General features: G+C 64.7%; 16 protein-coding genes. 9 read left to right on the top strand and 7 right to left on the bottom strand.

The features are described from left to right. Positions 1 to 84 precede the first annotated feature (84 nt). From D7W81_RS06045 to D7W81_RS06030, 4 genes are all read right to left on the bottom strand, one after another. Positions 85 to 864, bottom strand: coding sequence for a lysophospholipid acyltransferase family protein (locus D7W81_RS06045; RefSeq protein ID WP_120554359.1), 780 nt, complete (start codon positions 862 to 864; stop codon positions 85 to 87). Positions 865 to 892: 28 nt separating this feature from the next. Further along, positions 893 to 1,678, bottom strand: a complete 786-nt coding sequence (locus D7W81_RS06040) for an exodeoxyribonuclease III (RefSeq protein WP_120554358.1) — start codon at positions 1,676 to 1,678, stop codon at positions 893 to 895. A gap of 86 nt (positions 1,679 to 1,764) precedes the next feature. Continuing rightward, positions 1,765 to 3,735 carry a lamin tail domain-containing protein gene (locus tag D7W81_RS06035; RefSeq protein ID WP_120554357.1) on the bottom strand — a complete coding sequence of 657 codons (1,971 nt, stop codon included), beginning with the start codon at positions 3,733 to 3,735 and terminating at the stop codon, positions 1,765 to 1,767. A gap of 137 nt (positions 3,736 to 3,872) precedes the next feature. Beyond that, positions 3,873 to 4,835 carry an alpha/beta fold hydrolase gene (locus tag D7W81_RS06030; RefSeq protein WP_120554380.1) on the bottom strand — a complete coding sequence of 321 codons (963 nt, stop codon included), beginning with the start codon at positions 4,833 to 4,835 and terminating at the stop codon, positions 3,873 to 3,875. Between the two features lie 112 nt (positions 4,836 to 4,947). Between D7W81_RS06030 and D7W81_RS06025 the strand changes: the two genes are divergently transcribed. Continuing rightward, positions 4,948 to 5,757 carry a phytanoyl-CoA dioxygenase family protein gene (locus tag D7W81_RS06025; RefSeq protein ID WP_244227002.1) on the top strand — a complete coding sequence of 270 codons (810 nt, stop codon included), beginning with the start codon at positions 4,948 to 4,950 and terminating at the stop codon, positions 5,755 to 5,757. A 20-nt stretch (positions 5,758 to 5,777) separates the two neighbouring features. Beyond that, a complete protein-coding gene (locus D7W81_RS06020; protein WP_120554356.1) occupies positions 5,778 to 6,617 on the top strand; it encodes a WbqC family protein in 840 nt (279 codons plus the stop codon). On the opposite strand, the gene D7W81_RS06015 is transcribed toward D7W81_RS06020, so the two are convergent. Continuing rightward, complete coding sequence (locus D7W81_RS06015; RefSeq protein WP_120554355.1) at positions 6,566 to 8,470, bottom strand: DUF8689 domain-containing protein; 1,905 nt, start codon at positions 8,468 to 8,470, stop codon at positions 6,566 to 6,568. The two genes, D7W81_RS06020 and D7W81_RS06015, sit on opposite strands and share 52 nt — an antisense overlap. A 66-nt stretch (positions 8,471 to 8,536) precedes the next feature. Here D7W81_RS06015 and D7W81_RS06010 point away from each other — a divergent pair, with 66 nt between their 5' ends. From D7W81_RS06010 to D7W81_RS05990, 7 genes are all read left to right on the top strand, one after another. Next, positions 8,537 to 10,198 (top strand): acyl-CoA dehydrogenase family protein, encoded by a 1,662-nt coding sequence (locus D7W81_RS06010; protein WP_120554354.1) that lies wholly within the window; start codon positions 8,537 to 8,539, stop codon positions 10,196 to 10,198. Positions 10,199 to 10,221: 23 nt separating this feature from the next. Next, positions 10,222 to 11,142: a phosphoribosyltransferase-like protein gene (locus D7W81_RS41835; protein ID WP_147445358.1), complete on the top strand. Its 921-nt coding sequence runs from the start codon at positions 10,222 to 10,224 to the stop codon at positions 11,140 to 11,142. Then, positions 11,115 to 13,022: an ORC-CDC6 family AAA ATPase gene (locus D7W81_RS06005; RefSeq protein WP_208721186.1), complete on the top strand. Its 1,908-nt coding sequence runs from the start codon at positions 11,115 to 11,117 to the stop codon at positions 13,020 to 13,022. The genes D7W81_RS41835 and D7W81_RS06005 overlap by 28 nt, the downstream gene beginning before the upstream one ends. 338 nt (positions 13,023 to 13,360) lie before the next feature. Continuing rightward, entirely contained in the window at positions 13,361 to 13,975 is a 615-nt protein-coding gene (locus D7W81_RS41830) for a hypothetical protein (protein WP_147445357.1), read from the top strand. Continuing rightward, the gene (locus D7W81_RS44365) at positions 13,972 to 15,081 is read left to right on the top strand and encodes an N-6 DNA methylase (RefSeq protein ID WP_120554353.1); all 1,110 of its coding nucleotides are present in this window, start codon (positions 13,972 to 13,974) and stop codon (positions 15,079 to 15,081) included. The genes D7W81_RS41830 and D7W81_RS44365 overlap by 4 nt, the downstream gene beginning before the upstream one ends. Before the next feature lie 28 nt (positions 15,082 to 15,109). After that, a complete protein-coding gene (locus D7W81_RS05995) occupies positions 15,110 to 15,850 on the top strand; it encodes a phytanoyl-CoA dioxygenase family protein (RefSeq protein WP_120554352.1) in 741 nt (246 codons plus the stop codon). A 40-nt stretch (positions 15,851 to 15,890) separates the two neighbouring features. After that, on the top strand, positions 15,891 to 18,053 hold the full coding sequence (locus D7W81_RS05990) for a right-handed parallel beta-helix repeat-containing protein (RefSeq protein WP_147445356.1): 2,163 nt from the start codon (positions 15,891 to 15,893) through the stop codon (positions 18,051 to 18,053). Between the two features lie 86 nt (positions 18,054 to 18,139). On the opposite strand, the gene D7W81_RS05985 is transcribed toward D7W81_RS05990, so the two are convergent. Next, positions 18,140 to 18,901: a hypothetical protein gene (locus tag D7W81_RS05985; RefSeq protein WP_244226998.1), complete on the bottom strand. Its 762-nt coding sequence runs from the start codon at positions 18,899 to 18,901 to the stop codon at positions 18,140 to 18,142. Between the two features lie 159 nt (positions 18,902 to 19,060). After that, the coding region (locus D7W81_RS05980; protein WP_147445355.1) for a hypothetical protein at positions 19,061 to 19,299 on the bottom strand (239 nt) is incomplete at its 5' end.

Raw genomic sequence — 19,299 nt, 5'->3', positions numbered from 1 at the left:
ACTGCTTAGTCCATGCCGTCCTGGAAGGATCAACAATCTGGGGCGCGTGCATTCCTGGACAACACGCGCCGGTCCGCCGGTTGCTCAGGGGGCGGCGCGGGCGTCCGTCGCCGGCACGGGGGCAGCGCTCCCCGTCAGCGGCTTGAGCGTCGCGCGCAGGGCTTCAATCTGGGCGCGCGCCTGATTCTTGAGCGACTCCACGTCATCCAACGTCATCCCCTTCGTGGAGATGGGCGTGCCCACCGTCACCAGCCCGCGCGACGTGGCGAAGCGCCACGAGTGCTTGGGCAGCGCGAGCCGCGTGCCGCTCACCGCCAGCGGGAGCACGTCCGCCTGCATTTCAATGGCGAGCCGGAAGGCGCCGTCCTTGAACGGCAGCAGTTCATCCGTCTTGGAGCGCGTGCCCTCGGGGAAGATCATCACCGGCATCCCCTTCTGCATCCACTCCTTGCAGCGCGCCATGGCGCCGGTGGCCGAGTCGCGGTCGCCGCGCTCCACCGGGACGTCCCCGGCGATGCCCATCATCCAGCCCACCACGGGCACCTTGAAGAGGCTCCTCTTGCCCAGCCACTTCATCTCCCACGGCAGGAAGGAGATGAGGAAGCAGTCCGCGTTGGACTCGTGGTTGCTCACCACCACCGTGTTGGGCGCCACGCGGTCCGGCACCGGGCCATGGACGCCGAAGCGCCAGAAGGGCGTGAGCTTCGCGGCGGTGACGCCCACCAGGCGGAAGCAGCGGCCCACCACGTAGCGGCGCTTGTCGAACAGGAACGTGAGGATGAGCAGGGTGAGCTGGACGAAGAAGCCCACCAGGGCGACGAGGCTCACCTCGACCCAGGTCCAGATGGAGAGCAGTGCGTTCATGAGGGGGGTGCCTTGGGCATGAGGGGGTTCAGGTGAGGACCGAGGGGTCCAGGTCCACGCTCACGGGGCAGTGATCCGACCCGTGGACATCCGGATGCACGGCGGCCTTCTTCACGAAGGCGAGCGCCGCCGGGGTGGCCAGCACGTAGTCAATGCGCCAGCCGATGTTCTTCTCGCGCACGCCGGCGCGCTGGCTCCACCAGGAGTAGTGACCGCCCGCGGGGTTGAAGTGGCGGAAGGTGTCCACCCAGCCCGCGCGGATCCACCGGTCGAACTCGTCGCGCTCCTCCGGGCGGAAGCCGCTCGTCTCGCGGTTCTCGCGCGGGCGCGCCAGGTCGATGTCCTGGTGCGCGGTGTTGAAGTCGCCCATCACCAGCACGCGCTGGTTGTCGCGCAGCGGCTTCTCCAGGCGCGCGAAGAGGCGGCGGTAGAAGTCCAGCTTGAAGGGGATGCGGGACAGGTCGCGGTCCTTCCCGTTGCCATTGGGGAAGTAGCCGTTGACGACGGTGAGCTTGCCGAAGCGGGCGAACTGGAGGCGGCCCTCCGCGTCCACCTCCGGCGCGTCCAGGGTGGTGGTGAGCTCTTCCGGTTCGTGGCGGCTGAAGAGGCCCACGCCGCTGTAGCCGGGGCGCTCCGCGGCCACGAAGTGGGTCTTCCAACGGCGGGGGGCGCGCACCTCCGCGGGGAGCTGCTCCACGCGGGCGCGCACCTCCTGCAGCCCCACGATGTCCGCCCGGGCCTTGGACAGCCACGGGAGGAACCCCTTGCGGTGGATGGAGCGCAGACCGTTGACGTTCCAGGAGACGACTCGCACGCCCCCGCTTATGGCGAAAGCGCGCGGGTATTTCCAGCCCCCACCGTTCCTGGAAGGACGGTGGGGGCCGGTCACTGCTCAGTGCGTCAAGGCGTCTCGGTGCCGCTCGCCTTGTTCTGCGGACCGCGCGTGGTGCGGATGATGAAGTCCGAGCTGTTCACGTCCGTGTCCAGGCTGTTGCCCTTCGTCGCGTCCGCGCCACTCTCCATGGTGGCGGCCGACGCGCCGACGTTGGCCCTGCGCTCGTAGCTGCCGGCCTTGGACGGAGTGCCCTTGATGGCCCCGCCTTCCCCGTCGTTACCCGTGCCCCAGCCCAGCTTGTCCACGACGTTGGGATCCACGAGCTTGTCCGAGAGGCTGTTGGGGCCAATGCGCACATGGCCGCCATTGGCGCCCATCGAGAAGGCAGTGCCCCACTTCGTGTCGGGTGTCCCGGGGCCCTGGTAGGTGTCACGGGCGATCAGGAAGAAGCCGTGGGCGGCGATGCGGGCGGACGCCGGAAGCACGTAGGTGCCGGAGTAGGCGTTGCCGGCGGCGCTCTTGTACTGGAGCTTCCAGTTGCCGATGTTCACCTCTTCGTTCGTCGGGTTGTAGAGCTCGACGAACTCGTCGTCGTCGCCGGGGGCACCGGTGGCCGGGCCCGCGGCGGCGAGCTCGCTGATGACGATGTGGTTCGTCGTCGGGGCGGCGGTGACCTTCGCCTGGGCGGACACGGACTGGCCGTTGAGCGTGGCCACGATGGTGCCCGTGGAGCCGGACGCGCCGGCGGTGAAGGTGAACTTCGCGGAGATCTCGTTGGCCGGCACCGTCACGGTGGCCGGCACGGAGCCCACGTTGCCCGTCGTGGACAGCGCCACGACCGTGGCCCCAGCGGCCGGGATGTCGAGCGTCACGGTGACGTTGGCCGTCTGACCGGAGGACAGGACCACCGTCTCCGGCGACAGGTACGCCAGCGAGGCCGCATCGGTCGCACCGAGCACGCGCACCGTGGCGGTGCGCGAGTCCCCACCCAGCGTGGCCGTCAGCGTCGCCTTGGTGGCGCCCGCCGCGTTGTCCGCCGTCACGATGACCACCGCGGAGCGCGAGCCCGCCGGCACCGTCACCTGGCCACCGTTGGCCACGACCACCGAGCCGCTGGACGAGGAGACCTGGACCACGACGTCCGTGGTGGCCTCGGCGCTCAGCGTGACCTCGAGCGGCTCCGGAATCGTCTCACCCGTGGTGCCCGAGCGCGCGAAGACCGCGGCCGGCTCCAGGGCGCTGAGCGTCACCGTGGTGCCCGCGTCGGTGCCCGTGCCCGCGTCCGTGCCGGCATCGGTGCCCGTGCCCGCGTCCGGAGCCGGACCCGCGTCGATGGCGCCGCCATCCGTGCCCGCGTCCGTCTCGGTGCCCGCGTCCGTGCCCGCGTCGATGGTGCCGGCGTCGGTCTCGGTGCCCGCGTCCGTACCCGCGTCGATGGTGCCCGCGTCCGTCTCGGTGCCAGCGTCCGTGCCCGCATCAACCGGCCCTGAGCCACCGTCCGTCGTCGTGCCGGCATCCGTCTCGGTGCCCGCGTCCGTCGTCGTGCCCGCGTCCGTCGTCGTGCCGGCGTCTGTCCCCGTGCCCGCGTCCGTCGTCGTGCCCGCGTCCGTCGTCGTGCCCGCGTCCGTCACCGTGCCGGCGTCGGTTTCCGTGCCCGCGTCCGTCGTCGTGCCGGCGTCGGTCTCCGTGCCCGCGTCCGTCGTCGTGCCGGCGTCGGTCTCCGTGCCCGCGTCCGTCGTCGTGCCCGCGTCCGTCTCGGTACCTGCGTCCGTCTCCGTGCCCGCGTCCGTCTCGGTACCTGCGTCCGTCCCCGTGCCCGCGTCCGTGTTGGTGCCCGCATCGACCGTGGGCGTGGTCACCTGACAGCTGTTGTTGCAGCGGTCACCTTCCGTGCGGTTGCCGTCGTCGCACGCTTCGCCGCTCTCGATGATGCCGTTGCCGCAGACAGGGTTCTTGTCGTCATCGCCACCGCACGCCGACAAAACCAACAGCACCGCTGACAATGGGACCAGCAGGTGCCGGGAAGACCAGGACATGGAGACTCCGTGTTGAGTACTGAGCCCCCCTGCAAACCACAAAATTACAGGGAGACGCAAACTCGGCCCGGTGACTTCCGGGCCACGGATTTCTCAAGATCTGGCAGTCCGGGTGGGGCGTCCGAACCGCGTCGGCTTCAGCCTGGAGTGGCGGGGGTTTGCACGGAGGCTGAATCCTCCAATCCATGCGCATCCAGGAAGCCCCGAACGTACTGGGCGATCTCCGTCCCTGCCTCCAGGAGGCCCGCGTGGCCGGCGTCATCCACCTGGAGCCAGTCGGCCTGGGGCAGCGCGCGGTGCAGCCGCTGCACCTCCGACAGGGGCACGAGGACGTCATCCGTCGCGGCGATGATCAACACGGGCACCCGGATGGAGGGCAGGACGTCCCAGGCGTGGCCCTCCGTGAGGCCGCGCAGCGTGCGCCAATAGGCCTGCGCGCTCATGTGGTAGAGCGCGTCGAGGAACTCGGCGATGTCCTCGCGCGGGGCTCGAGCGCGCAGCGCACCCACGGCCCGGGCCATTGGATCCGCCAGCGGGCTGGCGAGGAAGGCCTTCACCGCGGGCGCCACCACCGGCACCCAGGGCGTTCCAGCGGCCAGGACTCCCCTGGCGGTGGACAGCGCGACGCGGGAGCCCCAGCGCGGATCCGCCGAGCCCGGCACGCCCGGCGTCCCCGCGATGAGCGTCATGGACGGCACCAGGTCCGGGCGCCGGCGGTACAGCTCCAGCAGGATGCGCACGCCCATGGAGAAGGCGATGTGGTGCGGGGGCCGGCCGTTGCCGCGCACCATGGCCGCCTCGGTGACGCGCTCCAGGTCGTCCACGTGCACCTGCACGCGGTAGTCCCCGTCGCGCGACTCCTCGCTCATGCCGTGGCCGCGGTAGTCCCAGTGCACCACGCGGTGGTCCTGCTCCAGGTCGGCGACGATGTGACGCCAGAAGTTCTCCGACGTCCCGATGCCGTTGGTCAGCAGCACCGTGGGACGGTCCGCGAGCGCGGCGTCGCGGCCTTCCTCCGGCATGCCCGAGCTGTGGGTGTGGACCGCCACCCGGGTGCCATCCGGGGCGGAGACGAGGTACGTGGCGCGGCGATAGGGCATCAAGCCCACCATGCGACCGGGCAGGCGCGGGTGCAAGGGCTGGCGGACCGTCCCGCGAGGGCGCCCTCCCCCGTCCGCACGTCCGGGCTGGACGCGCACGGGCCTTGAGGCAATGGTGCGGCGGATGGTCAGCGTGGAGGCGGAAGGGTTGGACGTGGCGGCCGTGCTCGCCCACTACGAAGCGCACGGCTACGCGCGCCTGGGCCGTGTGCTGGATGACGCGGGCGTGGAGTCCCTGCGCGAGCGGGCGGACGACCTGATGCTCGGCCGCGTGGTGTATCCCGGGATGTTCTTCCAGCCGGACGCCACCACGGGCCGCTACGAGGACGCGCCCCTGGGGCTGGGCTGGCAGGGCCCGTCCCTGGAGTACCGCAAGCTGGAGAAGCTGGAGAAGGATCCGCGCTTCCTCGCGTGGCTGGAGAACCCGCTGTTCGAACGGATCACCCGCGCGCGCATCCCCGGCGACATCGTCCTGTACCGCGCCATCCTCTTCCACAAGGGCCCGGCGGGCGGCAGCAACCTGCCCTTCCACCAGGACGGCGGAAAGCTGTGGGGCCTCACGCGCGAACCGGATCTCCAGATCTGGACCGCGCTGGACGACGCGCCGGAGGGGGGCGGTTGTCTGGAGGTCATCCCCGGCAGCCACCGCGCGGGGCTGGTGACGGCGCTGGGCGGCGTGATTCCGCCGGACCGCGTGGAGGCGGCGGACGCGGAAGGCCACGTGGTGCCCCTGCCCGTGCGGGCCGGGGAGGCGCTGCTCGTGCACAACCACGTCTGGCACCGCTCCGGGCGTGGCCGGCCCGGTCAGCGGCGGCGCGCGTTCTCCGCCTGCTACATGAGCGCGGACACCACCTGCGTGCGCAAGAAGAAGGCCCCGCGCGTCTTCCCGCCGGTGTTCCGCCACCCGATGCGCGGCGGCTGAAAGGCCCTATCATCCGGGGCGTGTCCGGACACCCTGGAGTCCTCGTCGCCGAGCAGCCCCACTACCTGCCGTGGGTGGACTTCTACGAGCAGGTGGCGCGCGCCGGCACGCTCGTGGTGCTGGATGACGTGCAGTGGCTCCGGCGTGGGTGGCAGCGCCGCACGCGCGTCGCCCTGCCCCACGGCGTGCCCACGCCGCCGCCGTCCGAGCCGGGCTTCCAGTGGCTGTCCATTCCGCTGGAGGATCCGCACCGCGACACGCGCATCCGCGACCTGGCGGTGGACTCGAGCCAGCCCTGGGCGCGCAAGCATCTCCAGACGCTGGTGACGCTCTACGGAGGCCGGCCCCACTTCCGCGCGCAGGTGCTGCCGCTGCTGGAGCCCTTCTACGACGCCGCCGCGCGCGAGTCCGGACCGGGGTCGCTGTTGCGCGTGCTCCTGTCCAGCATGTCGCTGTTCTACGCGCCACTGGGGCTCACGCCGGACCTGGTGTGTTCCTCCACGCTGGAGCGCCGGGGCGAGGACAAGACGCAGCGGCTGGTGGAGTACTGCCTCCAGACGGGCGCGCACACGTACTACTCGGGGACGGGCTCCACGGTGTACCTGAAGCCCGAGCGCTTCCGCGCGGTGGACGTGCGCCTGTTGTGGCAGCGCTTCCGCCACCCGGACTACGCGCAGGGGCGCGAGGGGCGCTTCGTGACGGGGCTGTCCATCGTGGACGTGCTGGCCAACGTGCCCGTGGAGACGGTGCGCACGTGGCTCCAGCCGTCGCCGTGGGGGCCGTTCGCGGGGGACGGCCCCCAGCCGCTTCAGCGGGAAGCGGGCGGGGACGCCTCGGGCTTGTCGAAGCGCACGAAGTAGCTGCGCACGGCGGCGTCCAGCAGCGTGGGGTCCAGCCGCGGCGTCGTGCCCTGGTAGTTCGCCATGTCGATGACCTGATCCAACAGGTCGCGAGGCTGGCACGCGGCGAAGGGCCGCTGATGCGGGCGGTAGTGCTCGTCGATGAGGTAGTCCACGGCGCGCGCGTCGTAGGGCACTCCGCGCTTCTTGCACATCACCTGGAAGATCTCATGGAACTGCTCCTCGTCCGGGCGCCGCACCTCCAGCTTGTAGCGGACGCGGCGCAGGAAGGCGTCGTCCACGAGCTCGCTGGGGTCCAGGTTGGTGGAGAACGCGGCGAACACGTCGAAGGGCACCTGGACCTTCTTGCCGGTGTGGAGCGTGAGGATGTCCACGTCGCTCTCCAGCGGGACGATCCACCGGTTGAGCAGCTCCTTGGGGGACACCTTCTGCCGGCCGAAGTCGTCGATGAGGAGCATCCCGTTGGACGCCTTCATCTGGAACGGCGCCTCGTAGTACTTCACCTCCGGGGTGTAGACGAGGTCGAGCATCTCCAGCGTGAGCTCACCGCCCACCACCACCAGCGGCCGGCGGCAGCGCACCCAGCGGCGGTCATACGAAGGCATGCCGGGCTCGTCCTCCACTGCGCGGTGGATGTTCGCGTCGAACATCTTCACCACGAAGTCGTCGATGAGCAGCGCGTGGGGGACGAAGATGTCCCCGTCGTAGCAGTTGACCATGCCCTGGCAGATGGCCGTCTTGCCGTTGCCCGGGGGGCCATAGAAGAAGATGGCGCGACCGGAGTTCAGCGCAGGCCCGATGCCGTCGAAGATGTAGTCGCGGATGATCAGGTCGCCGAACTTGTCCTCCATGCGCTGGCGGGTGATGCGATTGCCGCGCACGGTCTGCTGCTTCACGGCGGCGACCCATTCGTTGAACGGCACGGGCGCCGGGCCGTTGTAGCGGTTGCGGTCCAGGATCTGCCGCAGCACGTCCGTCACGAAGGTCGTCAGCTGGTAGATCATCGTGGAGCGGCCCACGCCGGATCCGCCACCGCCGCGGATGTCGACGTACTTCTGGCGGCGCAGGCCCTCGATGACCTCGTCCACCAGCGCGGAGGGCAGTTGCAGGCGCGTGGCCACGTCCATGCCGCGCATCTCGCCCGCGAAGAAGATGGCCTTGAGGACCAGCTCCTCCACGAACGTGGCGTTGAGCCCCGCCTCCTGGAGCGTCTTCGGCTGCGCGGGCCAGAAGCGGTTCGCCGCCGGGGCATCCGGCGCGTCACCGCGTCGCGGGCCGCGCCGCTCCGGGCCCGCGTAGTTCTGTGGGGCTACAGAGGCCGCGGTGCGACGTTCGGGGCCGGGAGGGCTGCTCGGTCCGCGGCGGTCCGCATCCGGGGGCCCCCGGCGCTCCGGACCGGGGCCCGCGCGGCGTTCGGAGTCCTGCGAGGAGGCGGAGGAGGCCCCACCCCGCCGGTCGCCTTCCGTGGGATGTGGAGGCGGGCCGGGGGGCGCGGTGCGCCGCTCCGTCTGCACGTCCAGCATCTCCTCGCTGAAGGGCGGCGGCGCTCCGGGCGGTGCGACACCTCCGCCCGCGGCGGGAGGTGGCACGCGGGGGCGCGGCATCGGGTCGAAGATGACGGAGGGCAGCGGCGCGGGTTGCGCGGGCCTGGAGCGGCTGGGCTCCGGGGGCTGCTGTCCGCCGAGCGGCACCCCGGCCGTATTGGGCGCACGCGGACGGGGCGGCGGCGCGAAGACAGGGCTCGCCGGCGAGGCGGGCGTCTCCAGCGGCGTGATGCTGCGATTCGGATCCTGCTCGGCGTCGGAAGAAGACGGACCTGGGCCAGGTGGGGGCCTGCGGAAGAAGTCGGTCATCACGGCTCCGGCGGAGGGGGAGACCACTCTACCCCACCGTTGTGGCAGGGGTGTTAACTTCGGGCCATGAGCTTCTTCCAGGCGCCACCCGTTCTTGGCAACCAGTACGACGACGACGCGTTCCTGCAGGGCTACCTGGCCCGGACCCTTCCGCCGGACATGTTCCGCTCGCTCCAGGATGACTTCCGCGAGCTGGGGGAGCTGGGAGGCAAGTACTTCTACGAGTTCCAGCAGCGCGACCGGCTGAACGAGCCCGTCCTCACGCAGTGGAGCCCGTGGGGTCAGCGCATCGACCACATCGAGGTGACGCCGCTGTGGAAGGAAGCGGAGGCGCTGACGGCGAAGAAGGGCCTGGTCGCGGTGGCCTACGAGCAGAAGAGCGGCGCGCTCAGCCGCGTGCACCAGTTCGCGCTGAACTACCTGGTGCAGCCGTCGCTGGACGTCTACTCGTGTCCGCTGGCGATGACGGACGGCGCGGCGCGGTCGCTGCTGTCGTTGGGGAACAAGGCCCTCATCGACCACGCCCTGCCCCGCCTGACGTCGCGCGATCCGGCGACGTTCTGGACGTCGGGCCAGTGGATGACGGAGCGCACGGGCGGCTCGGACGTGGGGCTCACGCTGACGGAGGCGAGGCAGTCCGCGGAGGGCTGGCGGCTGTACGGCACGAAGTGGTTCACGTCCGCGACGACGGCGCAGATGGCGCTGACGCTGGCGCGCCCCACGGGCAACGGCCCCGGCGGCAAGGGGCTGGCGCTCTTCTTCGTGGAGACGCGGGACGCGCAGGGCCGGCTCAATGGCATCCAGATCAACCGGCTGAAGGACAAGTTCGGCACGAAGAAGGTGCCCACGGCGGAGCTGACGCTGGACGGGACGCTGGCGACGCCGGTGGCGGGGCTGACGGACGGCATCCGCAACATGGCGATGATGCTGAACGTGACGCGCACCTGGAACGCGATGGGCGCGACGTGGGCCATGCGCCGCGCGCTGGCGCTGGCGCATGACTATGCGAAGCGCCGGGTGCAGTTCGGCGCGCCGCTGTCGGAGAAGCCGCTGCACGTGGACACGCTGGCGGGGCTGGAGGCGGAGTTCCAGGCGGGCTTCCTCCTGGCGTTCCGCGGGGTGGAGCTGCTGGGCAAGCTGGAGACGCGCACGGCGACGGAGCAGGAGCAGCTGTTGCAGCGTCTGGTGACGCCGCTGGCGAAGCTGACGACGGGCCGGCAGGTGGTGCACGTCACGTCGGAGGCGACGGAGTCCTTTGGCGGCGCGGGCTACGTGGAGGACACGGGCCTGCCGCGCATCCAGGCGGACGCGCAGGTGCTGTCCATCTGGGAGGGCACGACGAACGTCCTGTCGCTGGACTCGCTGCGCGCGCTGGCGAAGGAAGGCACGCTGGAGGCGTTCTTCCACGAGGTGGAGGGCCGGCTGTCGAAGGTGACGGACGCGGGCCTCCGCCCCTGCGTCCAGACGGCGCACGACGCGCTGGAGCACGCGCGGGCGTGGGTGTCCGGCGCGATGGCGAACCCCACCACGATGGAGGCCGGGGCGCGGCGCTTCTCGCTGACGCTGGGGCGCACGCTGGAACTGGCGCTCTTGAGCGAGCACGCGCAGTGGTGCCTGGAGCACGGGCACGGGCCGCGCAGCCGGGCGGCGGCGCGGCGGTTCCGGCAGAACGGCGTGGACCTCATCCAGGATGAAATCGACCTGGATGACTCGCGGCTGTTGGGCTGAGCACAACACCAAAAAGAAAATCTATGCCTATCGACGAAAACCAAATACTGGCGAACACAACGAGAAAACTCGAAGCACTCAAGAAATCTGGACTCTGGAAGAAGGAGCCCAGAATTAGGCCTCAGGCATGGCTCAGAAACTTTGAAGATAACGACCGAGCCGCAGCCGCGCTGCTGCTCGACAGATTCACATTCTTCTCAGACGAAGTGACAGACAGACTCCTGAAGTCAGCTTACGCCTTGCTTGTTCAGTCACTCGCCTCGGCACAGGCAACAACAAACAGCCGCTGGATCAACTACAACAAACTAATAAATTCTGCCTACATAACAAGAACCGAAAAAGAAGAACCGAATCCTGCTGAGTCTGGAAACCTCTTCTGTCGGAAGGCACGTCAAGTCCTGAGGCTGGATGGAGAGAAAATTATCGATCCTGCGCTAGCAGTTCTTGAGGCAGTCCATGGAAAGCCGATCATATTCATAGACGACTTCATAGGATCAGGAGAGCAGTTTATAAAAACCTGGCATCGCCCATACCGTTCGAGCCACCCCAGGAGTTTCGATGAAGCATTCAAGGTGTCTCAATTCAAAGCCCACTACGTATGTCCAGTCGCAACGCTCTATGGAGTTCTGCGGATAGGGAAAGAAATCCCCCAAATAAATATCCATACCACTCACCTCTTGGACCACAAATACTCTCTTCACCCAGAAACCATCTGCGAGCCAACAGAACAAGCCGACGCCATCAAGAAGATTGACTTGCTGATAAATAAGTATGCGCAAGGATTGATTGTCGATGACTACTTAATGAAAAACACATATCGCCAGTATGGATTCCACAATTTGGCCCTAGCCATCGCCTTTGAACATTCCGTTCCTGATTCAACAGTTCCGCTTCTTTGGGCACAGGGAGGTCCGAAATGGACACCATTGATCGAGCGCCTCTGAGAGCAGCAAACCCTGAAAAAATCCTCACAGAGCTCTTTGGGGAATTTCGGTCTGAATGGCGTCAAGACTTGTTTGGCACACTCTTTATTGAGCCCAATTACTTCAAGAAACTTGAGGCCCCACGGCCAACACTGCTTGTTGGTGGCCGAGGAACAGGGAAGACGACAGCGCTAAAGTCATTGCGCTTCGACGCGACGCGAGTGCGGATGCCACATCAACACTCCGCCCCTGAAAGGCTCCCCTACCTAGGCATCTACATCAAAATTAACAAAAACCAATCACACGCATTCAATGGGGAAGCAACCGATCCCAGACGATGGTCAAAACTTTTCTCCCACTACTTCAATCTCTTGGTTTGCCAAGAGTTCTGTCGGCTCTACGCATGGCTCATCAAGAATGAAGGTTGGTCGACACTACGGCAATCAACTATTCGCGATCTTAGCAAAAGTCTAGCTCTGGCCACAGCTGACGACCTCGCCGGTCTGTCCGATGCAGTCCGCACCGGAATCATTGCCTTGGAATTTCACGTCAACAACATCAATACCCAAGGAAGTATCGACCTATCCATCGCAGAGAGCCCCGTACGGCTATTCGCAGAGACGATTCAGGAGCAAGACCCAATACAGAACAGAACCATATTCTGCGCAGTCGACGAGTACGAAAACCTTCTCGACTACCAGCAGGCGGTAGTAAATACATACATAAAACATTCGGCCCCTCCTTTATCATACAAAATCGGGGTGCGCCGAAACGGACTTAGGTGTCGCCAAACAATCGACTCAAGTGACATGCTCGGCAGTCCCCATGATCTGCTTGAGGTGGATATCTCAAACGAGGAGAATTTCGAAACTTTTGCAATGCATGTCGCGGAAAAGCGAATCTTGCATGCCCGAGAAGTAGGCGCTCCAGTCCACACCCTTGACGATTTACTTCCTGACTTGAGTCGCAGGGAGGAGGCCCACCGACTCGGCGCACTCAGTCATGCCGAGGAAGTCTTGACTGAGGTTAGTGAAGCATGCAGGCCAGAGGTCACCAACTGGATCAAGAGCATTCCCCCAGAAGATCTCTACTTCCTGCAGTACTGGTCAGAAAGCTCCCACGAGCCAGTTCCTAGCCTAGCTAACGACTGGTTTAAATCGCCCGACAAGTGGAGCGAACGCCTCAACAACCACGGTTACGCCAGCCTGTTTTGGATAACCAAGGGCCACCGCGGTGTCAGAGTTAGAAAATACTATTGTGGCACACGCACATTCTTAGGCATCTCATCCGGGAACATTCGCTATTTTCTTGAGCTAATCCACGAGAGCTTGAGCCTCGCCTTTGCTTCTACGGAGGAGTCTGCAGCAAAAGCCTTGAAGATTGACCCGAAAATCCAAACGGCCGCCTGCAAGACAGTTGGCAAGCGTCGCCTTGATCAGTTGGAAGGGCTTAGTGAGCATGGGCGCGAAATCAAGCGCATGGTCCTAGCCATTGGAAAAGTCTTTTTCGAGCTCGCACGAAATCCCGAGGGGCACTCACCAGAGATTAACAGTTTTGTTTTGGCAGGCTCGAATTCTGCCAAAGTAAATATAATTAAGCTGCTTGAAGACGGCGTAGGACACCTTGCGTTTGAGGCTACCCCAAGAACCAAAGCGACGAGTACGCTAGAGACAAAGGAGGATGAGTATCGACTGCATCCAATATTTTCCCCCTTCTTCGAGTTCTCACATCGGCGCAAACGCCGAATAACTTTCAGCGCAGAAGCACTAGAGAGGCTCAAGGACGCTCCTCGTCAAGCCATTTCTCAGTTGCTTCAAGATCGCTCTCAGACACCTCAGGAGGATCTTCCCGAACAACTTGCTCTCTTTTCAGCGTTTTTTAGCGGAGGGCAAGCCACGTGAGCAGCTATATTGATTACGCAATAAAAACAAGAACCTACTCAACACTAGCCCCCCAAGCCCTGTCAAATACCGCGACTTATCTTTATTCCGCCTTAAGTCTTGACGACAGGAGCAGCCTGCCCACCTGGAAAGAACTGGAGTCCACCGCACCTGAACAGTGTGTGTCCATTGTTGATGAACAGGCTGACAAAATCAGGGTTGCGACATCCAAAGGGAGTCTCACGCTGCAGTTACGAAACATTGAGGCGCTCCAGCAAGTCTGGTAAAACAAAAACCATGCATATGTCGACATTACTGGAATGTCTCACCACGTATGGGCCCCCCTGATTAGGAGTTGCTTGGACCATGTCGATACGGTTGACATAGTCTACGCAGAGCCCCATCAGTACCGTTTTCACTCAAGTCCCGCCTCCTCGACAATCTTCAACCTCAGCGACAGCTTTCTTGGCGTATCGCCTCTTCCAGGCTTTGCGAAACTGCAAGGGCCCGAGGAGAACTCGAAACCAATATTCATTGTATTTCTTGGGTTCGAAGGCATGCGCGCGAGCCAAATCGCAATCACACTGGAGTCCGTCCCCAAGACAGTGCCGGTTCTTGGCATCCCTGGATTCCAAATGGAATTCCCAGCCCATGCGATTTCCTGCAACTGGGAGTTTCTTGAGGAGGCCCGTGCACACACTGACATTCAGTTTGCCAAGGCCAGCTGCCCCTTCGAAGCATATGAGGCTCTTAAAACAGTGCAGGACGAAAACCCATCCGCATATATGTATATAGCGCCGATTGGGACCAAGCCCCATGCACTAGGTGCAATCCTGTTTGCACTAGAGAACCCGCAGAGTGTCGAGATTGTATACGACCATCCTGTCCGGAGCCCACAGAGATCCAGTGGAGTAGGCCCCATTCACATCTACAGAATTAAAGAAAACCACTCACAACCGGAACTGCCTCGTTGAGCCTGGATCAGTACTATACCCCTCCACAGGTCGCCTCTTACGTTGCAAACGCTATTGATCTCACCAAGGCAGAAACGTGCATCGACCCAGCATGTGGAGGAGGCAGCCTTCTTCGCGCCGTCCAAGCAAAGAACCCCCAGATCTCGATATATGGGATCGACATCGATACCAGCGCCATAGCTACTCTGCGCTCAAGCCATCCTGATTGGATTCTTTCCGTTGGTGATTTTCTCGATCGCCGATCTCGCGCATCGACAAAAGTGCTCACACGTCTGAGCTCTTTTGATTTAGTTGTTGCAAACCCCCCATTCAGCATGCGCGGTGTTGACTGGCGTTCAACCACATTCAGTGCAACATCAAGAAAATGCAGTCCCGCGATGGCCCACATCCTGACTGCTGCCGAGATCCTAACCCCCCGCATTGCTATTGTAGCTCTCGTGCCAGAATCTCTTATGCACTCGCATTTGGATGCGGAGTCGCTAAGTTTACTTTCTGGTTCCTATAAAATCCAGGTGATTAGGAAATGGAAAGATTCGACATTTAGAGGTACCCGAGCATCTTCACTCTTGGTGACTTTCGAGCGAGATGGCCGCAAGCCTCAGAAAGCGCTCACCGAACAACCGATGCAGGCAGATCTGAGTTGCCATGTGGTACGTGGGGGACTGCCGATCCATAGGATCGGCAGCAAACGCCCTCGGATTGGCTTGCCTCTCATCCACAGCACCGCCCTTTCGGGTCTCCCTGGGAACCTCCCATCGTTACCCGTAGTCAGCCCCCTCATCAGAGGCGTAATTCAAGGCAATGCGCTACTGATGCCACGAGTGGGCCTTCCCCCTAGGCACATGCCCCCGCCAGTGACTTTTAAAAATCCAGTGCAGCTGTCGGACTGTGTTGTTTCGATCTTGCTTTCGCCCGATCAGGAAGACGAGATTGTTACAAGGATCGAAAAATCTTGGCCGCTCCTCCAGTCGCTATATGCCGGAACCGGAGCAAAATACACGACAGTTAAGAAAATTTCCGAAGCATTGAGGATGATTGGAATACACTCATCTATCTTGCCCGGAAGCCCGCCAGGAGCATCTTTCCCAATTAGTAACGGCAAGTGAACTCTACCGACCTGCCGACAGTCCAGCCATGCTCCCTCTCACAGCTATTCAGTTTTTTGCGAAAACAGGTTATTTAGTCATCCGCTCTTTTGTAGATATAGAACTATGCGAGCGGATGCGGGCCGCCATCCAGGAGCAGCTCGCGTCCGGTGACGGGCCCGTGGAATACGAGGCCGATGTGGCCTACCCGGGTTCTCCGGCGAGCCTGATGGACGAAGGTGGCCGGACGGTGCGGCGGTTGTTGAGGGCCCATGGCCGCTCGCCCCTGTTCGCGGCGTGGTTCGACGACGCGCGGATGGTGGAGGCGTTGGAGCAGTTGCTGGACGGGCCGGTGGTGCAGGCGCGGGCGCATCACAACTGCGTGATGACGAAGCAGCCGCGCTTCTCGTCGGATACGGGCTGGCACCAGGACGTGAGGTATTGGGCCTTCACGCGGCCGGAGCTCATCTCCACATGGTTGGCATTGGGCGCGGAGACGCCGGAGAACGGCGGGCTCAAGGTCTTGCCCGGAACGCACCGCATGCAGTTCGCGCCGGAGCGCTACGACGCGAAGCTGTTCCTGCGGCCGGAGCTGCCGGAGAACGCGGCGCTCATCAAGGACACCCAGTACGTGCGGCTGTCACCCGGAGATGTGCTGCTCTTCCACGCGCGGCTGTTCCACGCGGCGAGCCGGAACCACACGGCGGACACGAAGTACTCCGTGGTGGCCACGTACCGGAGGACGGACAACCCGGCGATTCCTGGCAGCCGTTCCGAGCGCGAAGGCTGACGTCTGGCTTTTGACAGGTGTTTGAAATAAGAGGCCGGCAATGCCAATGGCCTTGCCTGTTCCTCTTGTTGCCTTCCGCCAGTCCCTGGGGAAGGCGCTGTTTTGCACCCTGCCCCTGTTCCTCGCGTCCGGGTGCCTGTCCCAACCCAGCTCTGTCTCCGACGGCGGCACCGACAGCCGCGTCGTGGTCGCCATGGAGGAGCCGGAGATCCCCAACCAACCGGGCAACCCGGGAAGTTCGAGCGACGCAGGGGTTCCGTATCCGAACAACCTCCCGGGCACGATGTGCGCCCGGGTCTACGACGCGACCGGAGCACTCCAGAACGCATTCTGCGCCACGGGGCAGCTGGGCGTGACCTGCCGTGCCGGTGATTCAACCACTGTCTGCACCGACGACAACACGGGCCCCGTCGTCGTCACGGGCCCCCGGGGCATCTGGTACCAGAAGGCCATCGACTGGGCGAAGCAGTCCGGCCATCCGAAGGTCCTGCTCGATCCGGGCGTCATCACCATCACCAATCAGACCAAGATCCCGGCTCCGAACTATCCCATCAGTGGCATCGATAGCCAGGGCGTGGGCCTCCATGTCCCCAGTGGCATCCACCTGGAGGGCTCACAGATCTACGAGGCCGCTCCCACCGTCATCAACGTTCCGGGCGCCGTGAAGCTCGAGGCCCTGGTCCTGGTGGATGACGACCCCACCCTTCCCGCGGCCCAGCAGTTGGCGAACGTCAGCGTGTCGTACCTCACCCTGTCGGGCACGACGCAGGCCGGCTACAACCTGGCCCAGGACTGTCAGTCCCGGGGCCACACGCTCAACTCCATCCTCGAGCTGGATGGCAACGAGCCCACTGCGGCGACGCTGCCCACGAACTTCCTGACGGATCACCGGTTGGTGACCGTGGGCGTGCGAGTCCAGCAATCCAACAACACCACGGGCGCCCCCATCAACCTGCACCACCTGAAGATCGCCCACGTGGGTGGAGCCATCTCGTTTGGCTTCAACACCGTCTACATCAAGGAAGACCCGCAGTGTCAGACGGTGCCCGGGCTGAAGCTCACCCTGACGCCGAAGCCGGCAGGAGGGTGCCCCACCGGCCCCGGCCTCTTCGAGAAGAACATGCTCTTCAGCAAGCACGCGCAGTACTGCCGTCCACAGACCTGCAACGCGGATGGCACCACCCCGCCTCCTGATGCGGGATGCCCCGCGCCGGACGTGTTCCAGACAGGCGACGCGGGCACCGATGACAAGCTGGACGACGGAGGCGTGCGGCCCGAGAACGCCTACTGCGTGAGCGTGGCGCCGACGACGGAGTGGGGCACGCCGAGCTATTGCGCGGTCCATCCGTACGAGTTCCTGGGCAACCCCAACGCGCGCTCCCAGGTCCACCACAACTCCATCTGCGACGTGAAGGTGGCGGTCAACGTGGTGGGCGGTCACACGGACGTGTTCAAGAACGTCGCGGTCCGCACCCCCACCGCGGCTGAGAACTTCTTCGGGATGAGCACCGACGGACACCTGCCCTATTCGCAGTCCACGACCTACACGGAGAACTTCGTGTCGGGCTTCAAGCTGGGCTTCCTGACGGACGGCAGCCAGTACGCCCACGCGGATGACTGCACCTTCCAGCGACTGACGGGCTACCACCCCGCGGAGCTCCAGAGCTTCCAGCACGTGCTGGACCTGCGGCAGCACATGTTCGACTGGGCGCAGTCCTACTTCGCCCAGACGGACCCGCTGCGCGGCTTCATCGACCATGTCTACGTCCGGGACAACCGCTTCTACAAGAATGAGCTGGGCATGACGCTGTACCGGGTCAACTGGGGCTTCGTGGGGTTCAATATCTTCGACTCCCAGGGGTCTCCGGCTTCGGGGGACATGGGCGTGGTGACGTCCAACACCCTCAACAGTTGGATCTACGGAAACCAGCTGCGCAACTTCCGCCACGCCATCGACATCTCCGGGTCGCCCGGGCATCAGTCCACGCTGGGCTCCTGCTACAACGGCATCCACACGTACTGCAGCGACTATGGCTGCCCGGTGTGGGGTTCCTATCCCAACGCCTTCTCGGGGAGCAGTACGGAGCCCGACAGCGGCACGGCCTGCAACGTCGCCTACCACAACGGTTACTGCGCGGACCCCGCGTCCATTCCCTCTCCGGCGTTCCCCAACGACGCGGGCACGCAGTGCTTCGCGTACTGAAACACTGACGCCATACGACGCGGGCGCTCCCGGGGGTCATCCCGGGAGCGCCCGTGGTCCTTCAAGACTTGAGGCGTCTGGCTGGACTACTTCGCGGCCTGCGCAAGGGCGTCTTCCACGTAGCGGACGCCCTTGGCGGTGATGGCCTTGCCCTTCTTGGTGTCCTGGGCGTAGCCGGCATGCAGGCGCAGGGCCTTGGCCGCGTTCGGGGCGGCGTACGTCACGCCCAGCCCGCTCCAGAAGCGCGACGTCGTTCCGGACGTCACCTCCACGTCCAGCGCCTTCGCCAGGTACAGGGGGATCAGCGACCGCAGGAGCTGATCCTTCTCCTTGCCGGCGGAGACCAGGTCCTTCTGGCGCGCGTGGCCTCGCAGCGCGGCTTCCAGCACCGACACCGCGTCCTCGCTCGCGCCTCCGGACGAAGCCGCCTTCTTCGCGGCGGCGGGCGCCTTCTTCGCGGCACTCTTCTTCTTCGCGGGGGCGGCCTTCTTCGCCGCCGGAGCCTTCTTCGCCGCAGCGCTCTTCTTGCCCGCGGCCTTCTTCGCCTTGGGCGCCGTCTTGCGGCGAGCGGCCTGCGCCAGCTCCATGCGGCCCTCGAAAGGGACCTCCACCACCGTCGCGTCCACCTGTCGCTCCGGCATCGCGTTGCGCAGCGACTCGATCACCTCATGCATGGACGCACGCGGGGGCTCGGAGTGGACCGGCCGGGAGACCCGGGTCGACTGCGGCTCGCTCACGGGCGGCTTCCCCTGCGCGTAGTACCGCACCCAATCGCTCGCCTCCTCCACCACTTCCGACAGGCCAACGCGATCGAGCAGCGACCCCAACCACCGAAGACTGTTGCGCACTGAGAACCCTCCCGTTCTGATCCACGCTACTACACTCCGGACAAACGCAACCTATATCGCCTGCAATACGGGTTGTTCCATGCCCCTGCAGGTCGCTACACCCCTGTGCCGGCGGCGTACGGGAACAGACGTGCAGATGTGACGCGGGACCTCAATGCCTCACTGCCGCACGGACACCACGCTGCGCGTCTTCACGTTCGTCACCTTCCCCGAGCGCTCCAGCATCCCCTCCCCCACGAGGAACAGCGCGCCGTGGATCTCCTGCCTGCACCGCGCATACACCTCCGAGGGCACCACCAGGTTCGCGATCCCCGTCTCGTCCTCCAGCGAGATGAAGCAGATGCCCTTCGCCGTGGGCGGCATCTGCCGGCAGATCATCATCCCCCCCACCTTCACCC

It is taken from the genome of Corallococcus aberystwythensis (assembly GCF_003612165.1).
In the GTDB taxonomy this organism is placed as follows: Bacteria; Myxococcota; Myxococcia; order Myxococcales; family Myxococcaceae; genus Corallococcus; species Corallococcus aberystwythensis.
Note: the sequence above shows the minus strand (reverse complement) of the source record. Positions and strands in the feature narration are given on the sequence as shown.

What these genes read in the sequence shown, in the direction of transcription:
- D7W81_RS06045 (WP_120554359.1), bottom strand. Translation starts at nt 864, where the DNA reads ATGAACGCACTGCTCTCCATCTGGACCTGGGTCGAGGTGAGCCTCGTC.
- D7W81_RS06035 (WP_120554357.1), bottom strand. Translation starts at nt 3,735, where the DNA reads ATGTCCTGGTCTTCCCGGCACCTGCTGGTCCCATTGTCAGCGGTGCTG.
- D7W81_RS06030 (WP_120554380.1), bottom strand. Translation starts at nt 4,835, where the DNA reads ATGCCCTATCGCCGCGCCACGTACCTCGTCTCCGCCCCGGATGGCACC.
- D7W81_RS06025 (WP_244227002.1), top strand. Translation starts at nt 4,948, where the DNA reads ATGGTGCGGCGGATGGTCAGCGTGGAGGCGGAAGGGTTGGACGTGGCG.
- D7W81_RS06015 (WP_120554355.1), bottom strand. Translation starts at nt 8,470, where the DNA reads ATGACCGACTTCTTCCGCAGGCCCCCACCTGGCCCAGGTCCGTCTTCT.
- D7W81_RS06010 (WP_120554354.1), top strand. Translation starts at nt 8,537, where the DNA reads ATGAGCTTCTTCCAGGCGCCACCCGTTCTTGGCAACCAGTACGACGAC.
- D7W81_RS41835 (WP_147445358.1), top strand. Translation starts at nt 10,222, where the DNA reads ATGCCTATCGACGAAAACCAAATACTGGCGAACACAACGAGAAAACTC.
- D7W81_RS06005 (WP_208721186.1), top strand. Translation starts at nt 11,115, where the DNA reads ATGGACACCATTGATCGAGCGCCTCTGAGAGCAGCAAACCCTGAAAAA.
- D7W81_RS05995 (WP_120554352.1), top strand. Translation starts at nt 15,110, where the DNA reads ATGCTCCCTCTCACAGCTATTCAGTTTTTTGCGAAAACAGGTTATTTA.
- D7W81_RS05990 (WP_147445356.1), top strand. Translation starts at nt 15,891, where the DNA reads ATGCCAATGGCCTTGCCTGTTCCTCTTGTTGCCTTCCGCCAGTCCCTG.